Raw genomic sequence first — 14,118 nt, forward strand, 5'->3', positions numbered from 1 at the left:
ACTTAAAACCCCATCGGGCCGCGAGGGGGCTGGAACAGGTTGCCGTCGCCGCTGGACATGCCGGTTACGACCTGATCGCCTTCGTTAAGGCCTGAGGTGATTTCGGCAAAAAACTTGTTGTTAATGCCAACCTGAACAGGGCGGTATTCAACACGGCCTTCGCTAAGAACCGGAACCTGATAGCCCGTGTCAGGGCTGTTTGCCACGGTGGCGTGTGCTGGGCTGATGCTGCTGCCTGCGCCGGTCGGTGGCTCAGGCATACCTTTTTGAAGAATCTGTGCCGGCACCAGCAACGCGTTTTCGGATTTTGCCAACACTATCGATACCTCGGCGGTCATACCGATACGCAGAGTGCCGTCCGGGTTGTTCACATCAAACAGGCCGTTGTAGTAAATAGCATCGCTGTCGCTGGGCGTCATGTCGCTGTCATCGCCGTCCATCGAGGTGGGGCCCGGCTCTACGGCGCGCAGCGTACCCTCATAGCGGGTCTGCGGCTGACCAAGTATGGTGAAGTAAACAGGTTGTCCAGCTTTGACGTTGACCACATCCGCCTCTGAAATCTGTGCTTTGATAGTCATCCTGTCCAGGCGGGCCATCTCAACGATGGTGGGTGTGCTCTGGTTGGCGTTCACGGTCTGCCCCTCTTCAACGGCGGTGTACACCACGGTGCCGTCCATAGGAGCGGTGATTTTTGTATAGCCCAATTCGACTTTGGCACTGTCAACCTTGACGACGGCCTGTTCCCGCTCAGCCTGAAGTTGCTCCAGTTCGGCACGGTATACCCGGAGGTTGGCATCGGCGGTTTCATAGTCAGAGCGTGCGCTGGCATCGACTGCCTGCATCTTTTTCTGGCGGTTGAACTCTAGGTGGGCCTGTTCTATCTGCGCTTTCTTGGCTCGAATCTGGGCGTCAATGCTTTTCAGTGAGGCTTGGGCCTCCCTCAGGCTGTTCTGCTGGCTAAGACTGTCGATCTGCGCGATAAGATCGCCTTTTTTGACCGTCTGACCCAGTGCAACGGGCAGTGTTTGGATCTGCCCGGATACCTGGGCACCTACACTGACGAGCTTGGATGCCTGCAACATGCCGGTGGCCAAAACTGTCTCTTCTATCGTCCCGTGTCGCACGGGCTCCGTAACGTAGCTGGGTGCAGGCGCTGTCGTGAAGTGGTCATATGCCGCATAGAGTGCGCCAGCGATTACGAGGGTCGACAGTGCCAGTAGCGAGTGTTTAATCGGCTTTTTCATGGAGGGCGTCGTAGTCCTTAACTGCGTTGGTCCCGAAGGGCAGGTTAGTATATCGATTAGACGCGCTGAAAAGAGGGAAGGGGGCGTAAAGTTAGATTAAGAAGTGTTGACTTAGTGGCGCAGGTGGGTATGCCGACCCATTTCAGGGTCGGCCGGTAATGTGTGCAACGACGTTAGCGCTTGCTTTCAAACAGACGGGGATCCAGCGTATAGGGCAGGTCCAGCAGCCGCAGTACCGGGCCGTCCAGGGTTCCCAGATGGATGTCGCTGCTTTCGGCCTGATCTTTGGTGATAACGGCGAGCAGTTCATATTCACCGGTGTCTGTCGGCGCGGCGATGACGACCTGGCCGATATTCTCCTTCTCGGCGCTGTGCAGTGTCTGTCCCGGCTGCGGACGCTCGGTGCTTGTAACGCAGGCCCTGTACATCGGCTTTTTAAGAATACCGCGGTGCTGCAGGCGGGTGACCACCTCCTGTCCGGTATAGCAACCCTTGGTGAAGCTGACACCCTCGAACGCCTGCATATTGGTCATCTGAGGGATGAAGGCTTCAGAGGTGTCGCTGTACAGTTCCGGCAGACCCGCGCGGATCTCCTGCAATAGCCAGTCATCGGTACCGGCCAAAGAGGCCTGCTGGGCAAGCTTTTCCAGCAGGTCCGGGGCTTGATTCAGAGGCAGCCAGATCTCGAATCGATCACCCGGTACGCGTACCAGAACCCTGTCGTCTTCACAGCTGGCGCCGTCGGTTTCCTGCGGTACTGCTGAGAAAAGGGTGCCGACGATATCGCTGGCGTCAGGGCCGAACACGCCGATACCGACCAGTTCATCGGTCAGTTGTGCCTCGGCCTTGGAGAACAGTATGTACTTCTTGATGGTGGCAAGTGCCTTGTCCGCATTGCTGGCATCGGTTCTCAGCAGGAAGGTATCGCTGCTCTGCTTCATGACGCGAAACAGGCTGATCATGTGCCCTTTGATGTTGCAGTGTGAGCCCAGGCGACTGCCTATACGGTCTACCTCTGCGATGTTGCAGCTGAGCTGGCCCTGCAAAAACTTCTGGGTATCAGGCCCCGAGATGCGAATGATACTGTGCAGGGTCAGTGGTACGGCGTGGTTTTGCTCGCCCGATTCGGGTGCGCCGATAGTCGCGTTGCCCTGCTCATCAAGGGTGTAGCCTAGTGTCTTGAGGGTATCGTTCCAGATGGTATTCATAACGCGTAACCGCCTCTATAACCTGCGTGAACTCAAGCGCTTTTGCCAAAGGTGGCGATACGATGCCCGAGTGTGACGCCGGCGCCATGTGTCAGTGAGTCTTCCCATTGCAGCGCATCCGGGCCAAAGGCCAGAATGACCGTGGAGCCCAGATGGAAGCGCCCCATCTCCTCTCCCTTTTCCAGCCGAACCGGTTTCGGACTTGCGAGACTGTACAGGGTTTGAGGTTTGCGTGGCAGTGGCGCGACCGGGCCGGACCAGACAGTCTCGATTCCGGCGACGATCATTGCACCGACCAGAATCATGGCCATGGGGCCGTACTCGGTGTCGAATATGGTGACAAGGCGCTCGTTCCGTGCAAACAAGCTGTCGACGCCCTGTGCTGTGGCATTGTTCACCGAGTACAGATCGCCGGGCACATAGATCGCTTCGCGCAGGGTGCCAGCGACCGGCATGTGGACACGGTGATAGTCACGTGGTGACAGGTAGAGCGTTGCAAAACTGCCGTTGATGAAGGGCTCTGCACGCTTGGCATTGCCGCCGAGCAAGGTGGTAAGGCTATAGCCACGGCCCTTGGCCTGAATGACGCGGCCGTAGCTGATCGCGCCGGCCTGACTGACGGCTCCGTCGCAGGGGGAGACCAGCGCATCGTCGGCCGGGTCGATAGTGCGAGCGTCTTTCTTCAGTGCGCGCGTAAAGAATTCGTTGAAGCTGCCATAGGCGCGAGGGTTCTCTTCCGCGGCCAAACTCATATCGATGCCGTAGTGACGGTGAAACAGGTCGATAAACAGGTTCTTGACCCACCGGATGCGGCAGTCGGCGAGGCGGCCTACCAGTCGAGACAGCAGGTGTTGCGGTAGCAGGTGCTGCAGCAGAATAAACAGCTTGTCTTTCAAGGATATCTCCAAAGACCCTTTGGGGTCGGGTGTTAATCAGCGTTCGATCGGCAGATCTGGGGTGTTACCCCATTCGAACCAGGAGCCATCGTAACAGCGAATATCGTCTACGCCGAGCCAACGACCGACCAGCCAGGTAAGGCCGGAGCGTCGATGGGTCTGGCAATGGGTGACCAGTGTATCGGCCCCGTCGAGGCCAGCCGCGGACATGAGCAAGCGAACAGTCTCTCGATCGCGCAGGCGGGGAATGGGGCCGGGTTCGAGCAGGTCGGTCCACTCCAGTAGGTGTGCGCCTGGAATGTGGCCCCCCCATTTCGCATTGATCACCTTTTCGCCACGATACTCTTCGAGGCTTCTGGCGTCCCATATCTTGACCGTTGGGGTGTTCAGATGGTTCAGCAGCCAGGGGATATCCACGACCAGTCCGGTATCCGGCTCGACGTTATACTGAGTCGGAGTGGGGGCGTTTGCACATTGTTCGGTCGGCAACCCGGCCTCCAGCCAAGCAGGCAGCTGACCATTCAGGAAGCTGGCGTTGTGGTGCCCCGCGATTGCCAATGTCCAGATCATCCGGCCTGCCCATGGACCTTTCTGGTCGTCATAGACGACAACATGACGCTCAGGCGAGAGTCCAATGCCCGAAAGCAGCGCACTCAGCTGTCCGGCGGTCGGTAGCTTGTTCGGTACAGGGCCTTTGCCGCGCAGCAACTGCTGCGGGTCGACGTGAATCGCACCCGGGATATGAGCGTTGGCATAGTTTTCGGTGCTGGACAGGTCGAGGATCAGCAGTTGCGCGTCGTCCAGGTGGTCGGCCAACTGCTGGGGTTCGATTATGAGCGGTAATGTAGACACAGAGTCTCTCCCGATGCTGTTTGTGTGACGAGTGCGAGCAACAATGGCGTCGTACGTCAGTCACCAGACCCTAAACGTTTGAGTGCGCCGCCGGCGGCAAGGCACAGTTCTCGGAAATGCTGCTGGTGAAAATCGACCAGTGGCGTATTGGCCCCTTCGCGGTCGGCGTAGATAAGTGCTACCGGTGATTTTCCGCGGAATATCGACATTATCAGGCCATCATTCTGGCCAAACCAGCCTTGGTGCTCTTGTGGCAGTGAGGCGTGAATCTGACGGCGATTGTTCTCGGAGATCTGCAGCATCGCGGGCTTTTCGCAAAGTCGTGCAAACAGCCGGGTCTGTTTCAGGTCGATCTCCATGTTTGCCATGGGGTCATCGTTGGATATGCCCATGGCGCGTGCGGCATGAAGCGTCTGTGTCTGGGGGTGAATCAACAGCAGGAGTGCGCGCTCCAGACCGATACCGCGATAGATGCCCTGTAGCAAACCATGCAGTATGTGAGAGGGCTTGGTGTACAGATCGTATCCATCCTGAAACCGCTTGAGCACCTGATTATAAATATAGGGGTTGAGCAGCTCGGGTTTTATCTCCGGCAGGTCATCTTCCGGTTGCTCCTGATGAACAGGTGTCGCGTCACGAGGCGGCTCTACAGGCTCAGGAAAGCGTGTGGCGTAAGCGTGCAGTTCATGGTCGGACAGGCGGTGTGCCAGGCGGATATCGCCCGGCAACAGAATCATCTCGGCAGCCGGCGCCATGACCCCCGGCACATGATAGCCGCGAGCCGCGGTGGCGCAGTTTCGATGCAGCCTGGCCATGGTTTCCGGCAGTGTCAGGTCAAGGTAGTCGCTGATGATGTCGAAGGTGCGGTGTGCGCGACTGTGATCCCAGCCACGGCTGACATTCAATGTCATCCAGTTGGCCAATTTCACCGGGAAGTAGTGCTGTTGCACCAGATGATTGAGCTGGCGCAGGTCCTTGTCCTCCAGGCGGGGGTCTTTCAGCGCGCGCATGTGCAGCTGTTTGAGCGTGCTGAGTGAAGGCGAGGTTTCATGATCGAGCGCCAGGACCGTCAGTTCGGTCAGTTTCCAGCGATCGGCCAACGCCTTACCCATCTCCTGGGTTGTACAGCCAAACAAGCGGCGCTCGGCGTCGACCGGACTCTCCCCATTCTCAATGACGGCGATGGCGAAACGGTGCTTGTGTAGCGGGGCGTATAGCCACAGCATCCAGTGCACCAGACCGTAGAACAGAGCGGCAAGACGGGCTTCTTCAGCGTAGGGCAGTTGCTTGTGGTTTACCCAGTCGGCGGCTTGGACCGAGGCGTGATTGCTCGCAGCAATGGAGCGGAAATAGCTGCGTTGCGCCACGCTGTGGGCGTGGATCTTGATCGTTTCCAACTCGTCGGCAAGGGCTTCTATCTGGCCGAAACCCAGTGAGGCGATGGCGTGGTCAACACTGGTAACCGAAGAGCCCTTGGCTTCGTGAAATGTTTGGGCCAGCCGGGTCACGTGCAGCGACAAAACCGGATCCATTCGAACCTGGTGTCCGAGCTGGACCAGGGTTGTTCGGTCGTCGTTCAGTGACCGCTTCAGTCGGGCCAGGGTGCTGGCGCGTACCGGAAGCGATTTGCTGCTCAGGTAGTGTTCCCAGGCCTCAAGGCCATATAGGTTTTCGGTACTGCTCATGCCGATCGGTTCGCTTTTCGCCTGAATGCTCGAATTTAGCTCTCGCGTATCTGACCTGCCTGTAGAGACTGCAGAATCTGTCGATAGCTGTTGAAACGGCTTTCGCTGATCTCGCCTGACTCCAGTGCCGCCTTGAAGGCGCAACCCGGTTCGCTTTCATGCTTGCAGTCGCGAAACCGGCAGTGGCCAAGCAGTGGCCGCAGCTCGCGAAAACCTTCCAGTACCTGCTCCGGTTCGATATGCCAGAGCGCAAACTCGCGTATCCCCGGAGAGTCGATCAACTCGCCGCCGTCGGGAAAATGGAACAGTCGGGCGGTGGTTGTGGTGTGGCGCCCCTTGCGTGTCTGCTCGGAAAGCTCCCCCACTTTCAGGTCGATGCCGGGTAGCAGTGAATTGATAAGAGATGACTTGCCAACGCCGGACTGGCCCACGAATACACTGACCCTATCTTTAAGCAGATCTTTGAGGTCGTCCAGACCATGCTCGGCGGTGGTGGACGCCTTGAGCACCCGGTACCCGATCGCTTCATATTGCGCCAATAGAGGCGGCAGGTAAGCGCCCGCTTCGGTATCCAGCAGGTCTACCTTGTTCAGCAGCAGGACCGGTTCGATGCCACAGGATTCGGCTGCGACCAAATAGCGGTCGATCAGGTTTGGATGAGCTCTGGGCTCGACGGCAAACACGATGACGATAAAGTCGATGTTGGCGGCGACCGGCTTCAACTCGCCCATATTGTTCGGGCGTTGTAGTTCGCTCTCGCGGGGTTGGGCGGCAACGACGACGCCGCCGTCGTTGGAGGCGCGCCAGATAACACGATCTCCGGTTACCAGCTGTCCGAGGTGGGTACGCATGTGACAGCGATGTATTGCGCCGGCGGCAGGGCCGTCGAGGGCTTCTACATCTACACTTCGACCGAAATGGGAGATGATCAGCCCCGATTGTTCGGGTCCGAGGTCTCCGCCTTCGAGTTTCGCATCCAGTTGGCTGTCTCTGCGCTCGGCTCGCTTGGCGCGCTCGGCCTGAATTTTATCGACACGCCAGGCCTGGCGCCTGGTCAGTTTGCGTTTCGCCATCGCGGTGGGCGTCGTCCCGGTAGACTAAAAAGTTGATGTGCTAAGGTATTCTAAATTCGGTAGAATTTACAGCATTTGCATGGGGAGTAAGCCTGACAATGGACCGAGATCAGAATCTGATCTGGATCGATCTGGAGATGACCGGTCTGATACCGGAACGGGATCGCATTATCGAAATGGCCGCGATCGTCACCGATGCGGATCTTAACCTGATCGCGGAAAGCCCGGTTATCTGCGTGCATCAGCCCGATTCGCTGCTCGATCAGATGGACGAGTGGTGTACGCGGCAACATGGCCAGTCGGGCCTGACTGCCCGCGTTCGGGCAAGCACCACGACCGAAGCCGAGGCCGAGCAGCAGATGCTGGCCTTCATATCGCAGCACGTGGCCAAGGGTGTATCGCCGATGTGCGGCAACAGCATCGGTCAGGACCGTCGTTTCCTCTATGCTTACATGCCGGAGCTCGAGGCGTACTTCCATTACCGGAATCTGGATGTCAGCTCAGTCAAGGAGCTGGCGCGGCGCTGGAAGCCGGAACTGCTCAAGGGGCTGAAGAAGCAGGGCTCTCATCTGGCGCTTGATGACATTCGCGACTCCATTGAGGAGCTGCGTTACTACCGCGAGCACTTCTTCCAGCTTTAATCGTTCAGGCGTCGGGCTCCGCGGTGCGCGAGTATGGGCAGTGGCTGTGGTTGTGCGGCCCTCCCCAGATTGTCTACCGCCCAGTCGATATGTTCCTGCACCAGAGGCGATGCGTGATCGCGCTTCGCCTTTAACGCCGCAATCACCTTGTCTCCACCGGCACTGTTGCCCAGCGCAACGGCCAGGTTTCGCTGCCATCCCTCGAATCCGGTCCTGCGGATGGCTGAACCTTCAGTTTTGCGCAGGAAAGTCTCTTCATCCCAGTTAAACAGTGTGAGCAGGTCTGCATTGTCCAGCGCATGGCGGGGTTTAAAATCATCCTCTGGCGTGCGCCGGGCAAAGCGGTTCCAGGGGCAGATCAGCTGGCAGTCGTCGCAGCCGAAAATGCGGTTGCCCATCATGGGGCGCAGCTCAAGCGGTATGGATCCGCTGTATTCGATGGTCAGGTAAGAGATGCAGCGTCGGGCATCGAGGACGCCGGGTTCCGGAAAGGCCTGTGTTGGGCAGACATCAAGGCAGGCAGTGCATCGGCCGCAGTGGGATTCCGTTTCGGGAGCGTCGATTGGCAGCGGAATATTGGTAAACAGCTCGCCGAGGAAAAAGAGCGAACCGGCCGATCTGTTCAGCAACAACGTATGCTTGCCGATCCATCCCATGCCCGCATTACGTGCTAGAGGGCGCTCAAGCACCGGCGCACTGTCGACAAAGGGACGAAACTGTACATCAGCGCCGGAGCCGGCTTCCTGCTGCAGCCATTGCCCCAGTTGCTTGAGTCGCTTGCGAATTAGTTTGTGATAGTCACGGCCCAGTGTATATCGCGCGATGTAAGCCTTGTCCGGGTTGGTCAGTGTCCGCAGCGTCGTGGTTTCAGGCGGCAGGTAGTCCATCCTGACCATTACGATGCGCTCACTGCCCGGCACCAAAAGGCGAGGATTCAGGCGCTTCTCCCGATGCTGCTCGAGGTAATGCATCTCGCCGTTATAACCTTGCGCCAGCCATCGATCGAGAGTTTCCGCCTCCATGGAAGCATCGGGCAATGTCACTGCGCATTGTTGAAAACCCAGCTCCCGCGCGCGCTGTTTTAGCGCGTCAGCCAGCTGGCGAAGACGAGCGTCCGAGAGGGGGTTGGGGTTCGTGTTTGCCAAGGGCTGTTCCACTATAATGCGTGCAGATCGGAGATGGGTGGATAGGCTATGAGCGTCAATAGGTCAGCGTTACCGACAACATTATACACAGCCGAACAGTGCCGTGTGCTGGATCGCACGGCGATCGAACGCTGCGGAATTCCGGGCTTTCGCCTTATGCAGAGAGCAGGGCAGGCGGTTTGGGCTGTTATCAGCCAGCGTTGGCCGGAGTTGCGTCGTATCACAATAGTCTGTGGCGCGGGCAACAACGGCGGTGATGGTTTGGTGGTAGCAGGGCTTGCCTGGCAGGCGGGTGTCGAGGTGCAGTTGGTTGTCGTCGGTGAGCGCTACGCCGAACGTTTGCGCGCAGAGGCGCTGGAGGCCTGGCAGTGGCTCAGTGGCTTTGGCGTCAAGGCCGAAACCTGGCATCCGGGCGTCGAGTTCAGCGGTGAGCTGGTGGTGGACTCCTTGCTGGGGATCGGGCTGAGCGGGCCGGTCAGAGGCGAGATCGCCAACGTTATTGGCCAGATTAACCGCTGTGCGGTGCCGGTGTTGTCCGTGGATATACCCTCAGGTCTTTGTGCCGACACTGGGGCTGTGCTCGGCAGCGCGGTGCAGGCGGACTTGACGCTGACATTTATTGCACTCAAGCAAGGTTTGCTCACGCACGAAGGTGTCGACTTTGTTGGGGAGTTGCTGTTCGACGGGCTGCTGTTGCCGGATGAGGTGTTCGAAGATGTACCGGTGAGTGCATTCAGAACCGACAGTGAAGATCTGCGGGAGTTATTGCCCGAGCGGCCAAGGTCTGCCCACAAGGGGCGATATGGGCATTTGCTGATCATCGGCGGGGATCTGGGAATGGGCGGCGCTCCCCTGATGGCCGCGCAGGCGGCGCTTCGCTCGGGGGCAGGCTTGGTCACTCTGGCGACACGAGAGGAGCATCGGCTGGCGGCCATTACTCGTGCGCCCGAGGTGATGTGTCACGGCGTCGAAGACGCTGATGATATTGAGTTGCTGGTGGCGCGGGCCGATGCGATTGTGGTCGGCCCCGGTCTTGGGCAACAGGTATGGGGGCGGGCGCTGTTTCAGGCGGCAATCGAGAGTGGAAAACCGCTGTTGCTGGACGCCGATGCGCTGAATTTACTGGCGCAGGACGACAGTGTCGGTGTGGGCAGTGACTGGGTGCTCACGCCCCATCCGGGCGAGGCGGCCAGATTGCTGGAGACCGATGTGCGAGATATTCAGGCAAACAGGTTTGAGCAGGTGCGCGAACTGCAGAATCGGTACGGCGGAACGGTGGTGCTTAAGGGCGCCGGCACCCTGAGCTGTGATGGTGATGTGATTCATCTGTGTAGCGACGGCAATCCGGGGATGGCAACGGCGGGTATGGGTGATGTGCTCAGTGGCGTGATCGGTGCTTTGCTGGCGCAAGGGCTGGCGCCGCTGGATGCCGCGCGCATCGGTGTTCTTGTGCATGCGCGTGCCGCGGATATATGCGCCCGTCATTACGGTGCGCGTGGACTGCTGGCCACGGATCTTGTAAATACCCTTCCATTGGCGATGAACGAATAGAGTAGAGATGACGGAACAGACAATTGAGCTGCCTGACGAGGCATCGACAGTCGCGTTTGGTGAGCACCTCGCGCGGCAGGCGCAAATGATCGGTGGTGTGGTGATCTTTCTGCACGGCGATCTGGGGATGGGAAAAACGACCTTCTGTCGTGGTGTGCTGCACGGTTTTGGGCATACAGGTGCCGTTAAGAGTCCGACGTATACGCTGGTGGAGCCCTATGAAACGGCGCGTGGGCGAGTGTATCACTTTGATTTATATAGGCTGAGTGATCCGGAGGAGCTCGAATACCTGGGGATTCGAGATTACTTCGACGAAGATTCCCTCAGTTTGATCGAGTGGCCTGAGCGTGGTGAGGGCATCTTGCCCAAGGCTGATCTGGAGATCAGTATCGAGACTGCCGGTGCAGGGCGGCGATTGTCGTGGCAATATAATACTGAAAAAGGTCGTGAATTGGCCGATAAATTAATTAAAGTGTAGAACTTACGGCCTTGATTAAAGGTCAGTTTTGGAAAGAAGGGGTAATGAGGCCGGTGCGTGTGCTGATCAGGTTTGCGCTGTTGCTGACTGCAATGTGCGGTTGGACTGTGCAGGCAGCTACCAACGTTGAAAATATCCGTGTCTGGCTGGCACCGGATAACGTGCGCTTGGTGTTTGATCTCAGTGCGCCGGTGGAGCATAACCTGTTTATGCTCGATAACCCGCGGCGTCTTGTTCTGGATATCAAGGACACCCGCTTGGGTGTCGATGTTGATAAGTTGGGTCTGGCTAAAGGGCCGATATCGAGTGTACGCACCGGCGATAGGGATGGCGGTATACGCCTTGTGCTGGATCTGAAATCGGATGTCAGCCCCAAGAGCTTCCAACTCAAGCCCAACGATCAGTATGGCAACCGTCTGGTGCTGGATCTCGATACCGGTGAGGAGCCGGCCGCGCCGACGGTTGCTCAACCCCAGCCGCATCCCAAGGGACCGCCGCGCGATATCGTGGTGGCTGTCGATGCCGGTCACGGTGGCGAGGATCCCGGTGCGCTTGGGCCGGGGCGGATTCGCGAAAAGAACGTTGTGCTGGCGATAGCCAAAGAGGTAGCGCGTTTGATCGATGCGGAGCCTGGCTACCGTGCGGAGCTTATTCGCAGCGGCGACTACTATGTCAGCCTGCGCGGGCGAACCCAGAAGGCACGTAAGATAAATGCCGACCTGTTTGTCTCGATTCATGCCGATGCTGCGCGCGACAAGCGTGCCCGCGGTGCATCTGTGTGGGTGCTTTCCGGGCGTGGCGCTACCAGTGAGATGGGGCGCTGGCTTGCACGCAAGGAGAACAGTGCTGACCTGATCGGTGGTGTGGGTAGCGTCAGTCTGGAAGACAAGGATGATGTGCTGGCCAGTGTGCTGCTGGATATGTCGATGACCGCGAGCCAGACCAGCAGTCGAGAGGTGGCCAAGCGTGTCCATGACAACATTGCGGGCTTTGCCCGAATGCATAAGCCGTATGTTGAACAGGCCGGTTTCGTGGTGCTCAAATCGCCGGACATCCCCTCAATACTGGTGGAAACCGGGTTTATCTCCAACCCTCAGGAAGCCGAGCGCCTAAGCAACAGCCGTTATCAAAGTCAGATGGCGCGGGCCATTTTTCAGGGCGTAAAGGCGCACTTCTGGGAGCGTCCTCCTGCCATGACCCAAGTGGCGGAGATGAAGCGCGGCGGAGCGGTTATCGCAACGGCTGAGCGGACGTACAAGGTTGCCCCGGGAGATACGCTCTCGGTGATTGCCGTTCGAAACGGCGTCACTCTGGATGATCTTCGTAAAGTGAACGAGCTTCGCGGAGATCGTATCCGTGTCGGTCAGGTACTTCGTATCCCTGCCAGTTAACCCCCGTAGCTGTTACCCTGTCCGCAATTGAATTATCAGGCACCGAATCAGGCTGAAATATGACCCGTATACACTTGCTGTCGCCGCAGTTGGCTAACCAGATAGCGGCGGGTGAAGTCGTCGAACGTCCAGCGTCCGTGGTCAAGGAGTTGCTGGAAAACAGCCTTGATGCCGGGGCGCGTAAGGTTGATGTCGATATTGAGAGTGGTGGCATAAAGCTGATCCGGTTGCGCGATGATGGTTTTGGCATCGACAAGGAGGATCTGGCGCTAGCATTGAGTCGCCATGCCACATCCAAAATCCTGCAGTTGGAAGATCTTGAAGCGGTAGCCAGTCTTGGTTTCAGGGGAGAGGCGCTGGCATCGATCAGCTCGGTTGCTCGTCTGTCGCTGATTTCGAGAACCGCGCAGCAGGATGCGGCATGGCAGGTGCGCGCGGAAGGGCGCGATATGGAGGCGGTCCTCTCGCCCGCCGCTCATCCGCAGGGTACAACCGTTGAGGTGAGAGATCTCTTCTTCAACACGCCGGCGCGGCGTAAGTTTCTTAAAACCGAGCAGACCGAGTTCAGGCACCTCGAAGAGGTGATCAAGCGAATGGCGTTGAGCCGGTTCGATGTGGCGTTCAACCTGCAACACAATGGTCGACGGGTGCAGCAGTTGCGGCCAGTAGACGGCGAGCAGGCACGTGAGAGGCGTCTGGCGTCACTGTTGGGCGCCGCCTTTATTGAGCAGGCGGTACATCTTGATGTCAGTGCTGAGGCTTCAGGTTTGCGGCTTTGGGGCTGGATCGGTTTGCCGACCTATTCGCGCAGTCAGGCTGATCAGCAGTACTTCTTCGTCAATGGCCGCATCATCCGTGACAAGGTGGTCACGCACGCCGTGCGACAGGCCTATGCGGATGTGCTATTCCATGGGCGTCACCCGGCGTTTGTGCTCTATCTTGAACTGGATCCTGCGCTGGTGGATGTGAATGTGCATCCGACCAAGCATGAAGTGCGGTTCCGCGAGAGTCGTTTGGTCCATGACTTTATTTTTCGAACGCTGCACAGGGTGATTGCCGATCTTCGCCCGAAGGATGGCGCCACAGCTGCGCTGGGTACGACGACCGGCCTGGAGCATCAGTCGGAGCCGCCTGGGCTGCGCTCACCTGGGGGGAGTGTTGGCGGTGGAGGTGTGTTCAGTCAGGGGCGAATGCCGCTGTATCAGCCCTCTCCGGGATCAGCGGGCTCACAGGGTGTGGCGGTGCGGGAGCAGGTCGCCGCCTATGCGGATTTGCATACACCGGCGTCGCCCGTCGCTTATCCGCAGCCGTCCGCAATGCCGGAGCAGAGTGCCGAGAAGGTGCCGCCTCTGGGATATGCCATCGCTCAGCTGCACGGAGTCTATGTGCTGGCGCAGAACGAAACCGGATTGGTTCTCGTCGATATGCACGCGGCCCATGAGCGGATCGTTTATGAGCGCATGAAAAAAGCCTGGGACGAAGACAAGGTGCGGTCACAGCCGTTATTGGTGCCGGTTAGTCTCAGTGTCAGTGAGCGAGAGGCGGATCTGGCCGAGGAGCAGCCAGAGTTGTTCGAACGGTTGGGGTTTAAGATCGAACGTATGGGGGCGGACACATTGACGGTTCGTGAGGTGCCGGTTTCACTGGCCAGAGCTGATGCGGCGCAGCTTGTGCGCGACGTCCTCGCTGATCTTGTTGTATTTGGCCGAAGTCACCGGATCGAGCAGAGCATCAATGAGCTATTGGGCACCATGGCATGCCATGGTGCCGTGCGTGCCAACCGTCAGCTGACTGTCACAGAGATGAATGCATTGTTGCGCGATATGGAGGCGACAGAGCGCAGTGGTCAGTGTAACCACGGTCGCCCGACGTGGACACAGCTGTCCATGGCCGAACTGGACAAGCTTTTCTTGAGAGGGCAGTAGCTCAGTGGCACAGCATCCTCCGGCTATTT

Annotated in this window: 12 protein-coding genes; 5 read left to right on the forward strand and 7 right to left on the reverse strand. The window is 58.4% G+C overall.

Annotated features, from left to right (window positions below; all coding sequences use genetic code 11):
- Nucleotides 1-2: 2 nt before the first annotated feature.
- From ADIMK_RS06475 to rsgA, 6 genes are all read right to left on the reverse strand, one after another.
- The gene (locus tag ADIMK_RS06475; RefSeq protein ID WP_036185079.1) at nucleotides 3-1,244 is read right to left on the reverse strand and encodes an efflux RND transporter periplasmic adaptor subunit; all 1,242 of its coding nucleotides are present in this window, start codon (nucleotides 1,242-1,244) and stop codon (nucleotides 3-5) included.
- Nucleotides 1,245-1,417: 173 nt separating this feature from the next.
- On the reverse strand, nucleotides 1,418-2,452 hold the full coding sequence (gene ygfZ / locus ADIMK_RS06480) for a CAF17-like 4Fe-4S cluster assembly/insertion protein YgfZ (protein ID WP_051692565.1): 1,035 nt from the start codon (nucleotides 2,450-2,452) through the stop codon (nucleotides 1,418-1,420).
- A gap of 32 nt (nucleotides 2,453-2,484) precedes the next feature.
- Nucleotides 2,485-3,348 carry an archaetidylserine decarboxylase gene (gene asd / locus ADIMK_RS06485; protein ID WP_036185082.1) on the reverse strand — a complete coding sequence of 288 codons (864 nt, stop codon included), beginning with the start codon at nucleotides 3,346-3,348 and terminating at the stop codon, nucleotides 2,485-2,487.
- 36 nt (nucleotides 3,349-3,384) lie between these two features.
- Nucleotides 3,385-4,200 carry a sulfurtransferase gene (locus ADIMK_RS06490; protein ID WP_036185088.1) on the reverse strand — a complete coding sequence of 272 codons (816 nt, stop codon included), beginning with the start codon at nucleotides 4,198-4,200 and terminating at the stop codon, nucleotides 3,385-3,387.
- A gap of 56 nt (nucleotides 4,201-4,256) precedes the next feature.
- Nucleotides 4,257-5,885 (reverse strand): HDOD domain-containing protein, encoded by a 1,629-nt coding sequence (locus ADIMK_RS06495; RefSeq protein WP_036185091.1) that lies wholly within the window; start codon nucleotides 5,883-5,885, stop codon nucleotides 4,257-4,259.
- A 35-nt stretch (nucleotides 5,886-5,920) separates the two neighbouring features.
- Nucleotides 5,921-6,958: a small ribosomal subunit biogenesis GTPase RsgA gene (gene rsgA, locus ADIMK_RS06500; RefSeq protein ID WP_036185094.1), complete on the reverse strand. Its 1,038-nt coding sequence runs from the start codon at nucleotides 6,956-6,958 to the stop codon at nucleotides 5,921-5,923.
- Nucleotides 6,959-7,056: 98 nt separating this feature from the next.
- On the opposite strand from rsgA, the gene orn reads away from it, so the two are divergent.
- Nucleotides 7,057-7,599 carry an oligoribonuclease gene (orn, locus tag ADIMK_RS06505; RefSeq protein ID WP_036185097.1) on the forward strand — a complete coding sequence of 181 codons (543 nt, stop codon included), beginning with the start codon at nucleotides 7,057-7,059 and terminating at the stop codon, nucleotides 7,597-7,599.
- Here orn and queG read toward each other — a convergent pair.
- Nucleotides 7,596-8,744: a tRNA epoxyqueuosine(34) reductase QueG gene (gene queG, locus ADIMK_RS06510; RefSeq protein WP_051692566.1), complete on the reverse strand. Its 1,149-nt coding sequence runs from the start codon at nucleotides 8,742-8,744 to the stop codon at nucleotides 7,596-7,598. The genes orn and queG overlap by 4 nt on opposite strands.
- Nucleotides 8,745-8,792: 48 nt before the next feature.
- Here queG and ADIMK_RS06515 point away from each other — a divergent pair, with 48 nt between their 5' ends.
- Genes ADIMK_RS06515 through mutL form a run of 4 tightly spaced genes read left to right on the forward strand, consistent with a single transcriptional unit; the run spans nucleotide 8,793 to nucleotide 14,089 of the window.
- Nucleotides 8,793-10,295 carry a bifunctional ADP-dependent NAD(P)H-hydrate dehydratase/NAD(P)H-hydrate epimerase gene (locus tag ADIMK_RS06515; protein ID WP_036185100.1) on the forward strand — a complete coding sequence of 501 codons (1,503 nt, stop codon included), beginning with the start codon at nucleotides 8,793-8,795 and terminating at the stop codon, nucleotides 10,293-10,295.
- Between the two features lie 7 nt (nucleotides 10,296-10,302).
- Nucleotides 10,303-10,773 carry a tRNA (adenosine(37)-N6)-threonylcarbamoyltransferase complex ATPase subunit type 1 TsaE gene (gene tsaE / locus ADIMK_RS06520; RefSeq protein WP_036185102.1) on the forward strand — a complete coding sequence of 157 codons (471 nt, stop codon included), beginning with the start codon at nucleotides 10,303-10,305 and terminating at the stop codon, nucleotides 10,771-10,773.
- Between the two features lie 44 nt (nucleotides 10,774-10,817).
- Complete coding sequence (locus tag ADIMK_RS06525; protein WP_036185104.1) at nucleotides 10,818-12,164, forward strand: N-acetylmuramoyl-L-alanine amidase; 1,347 nt, start codon at nucleotides 10,818-10,820, stop codon at nucleotides 12,162-12,164.
- 59 nt (nucleotides 12,165-12,223) lie between these two features.
- Entirely contained in the window at nucleotides 12,224-14,089 is a 1,866-nt protein-coding gene (gene mutL / locus ADIMK_RS06530) for a DNA mismatch repair endonuclease MutL (RefSeq protein ID WP_036185106.1), read from the forward strand.
- The last annotated feature ends 29 nt before the right edge of the window (nucleotides 14,090-14,118 follow it).

The organism is Marinobacterium lacunae, from assembly GCF_000705555.1.
GTDB lineage: Bacteria > Pseudomonadota > Gammaproteobacteria > Pseudomonadales > Balneatricaceae > Marinobacterium_D > Marinobacterium_D lacunae.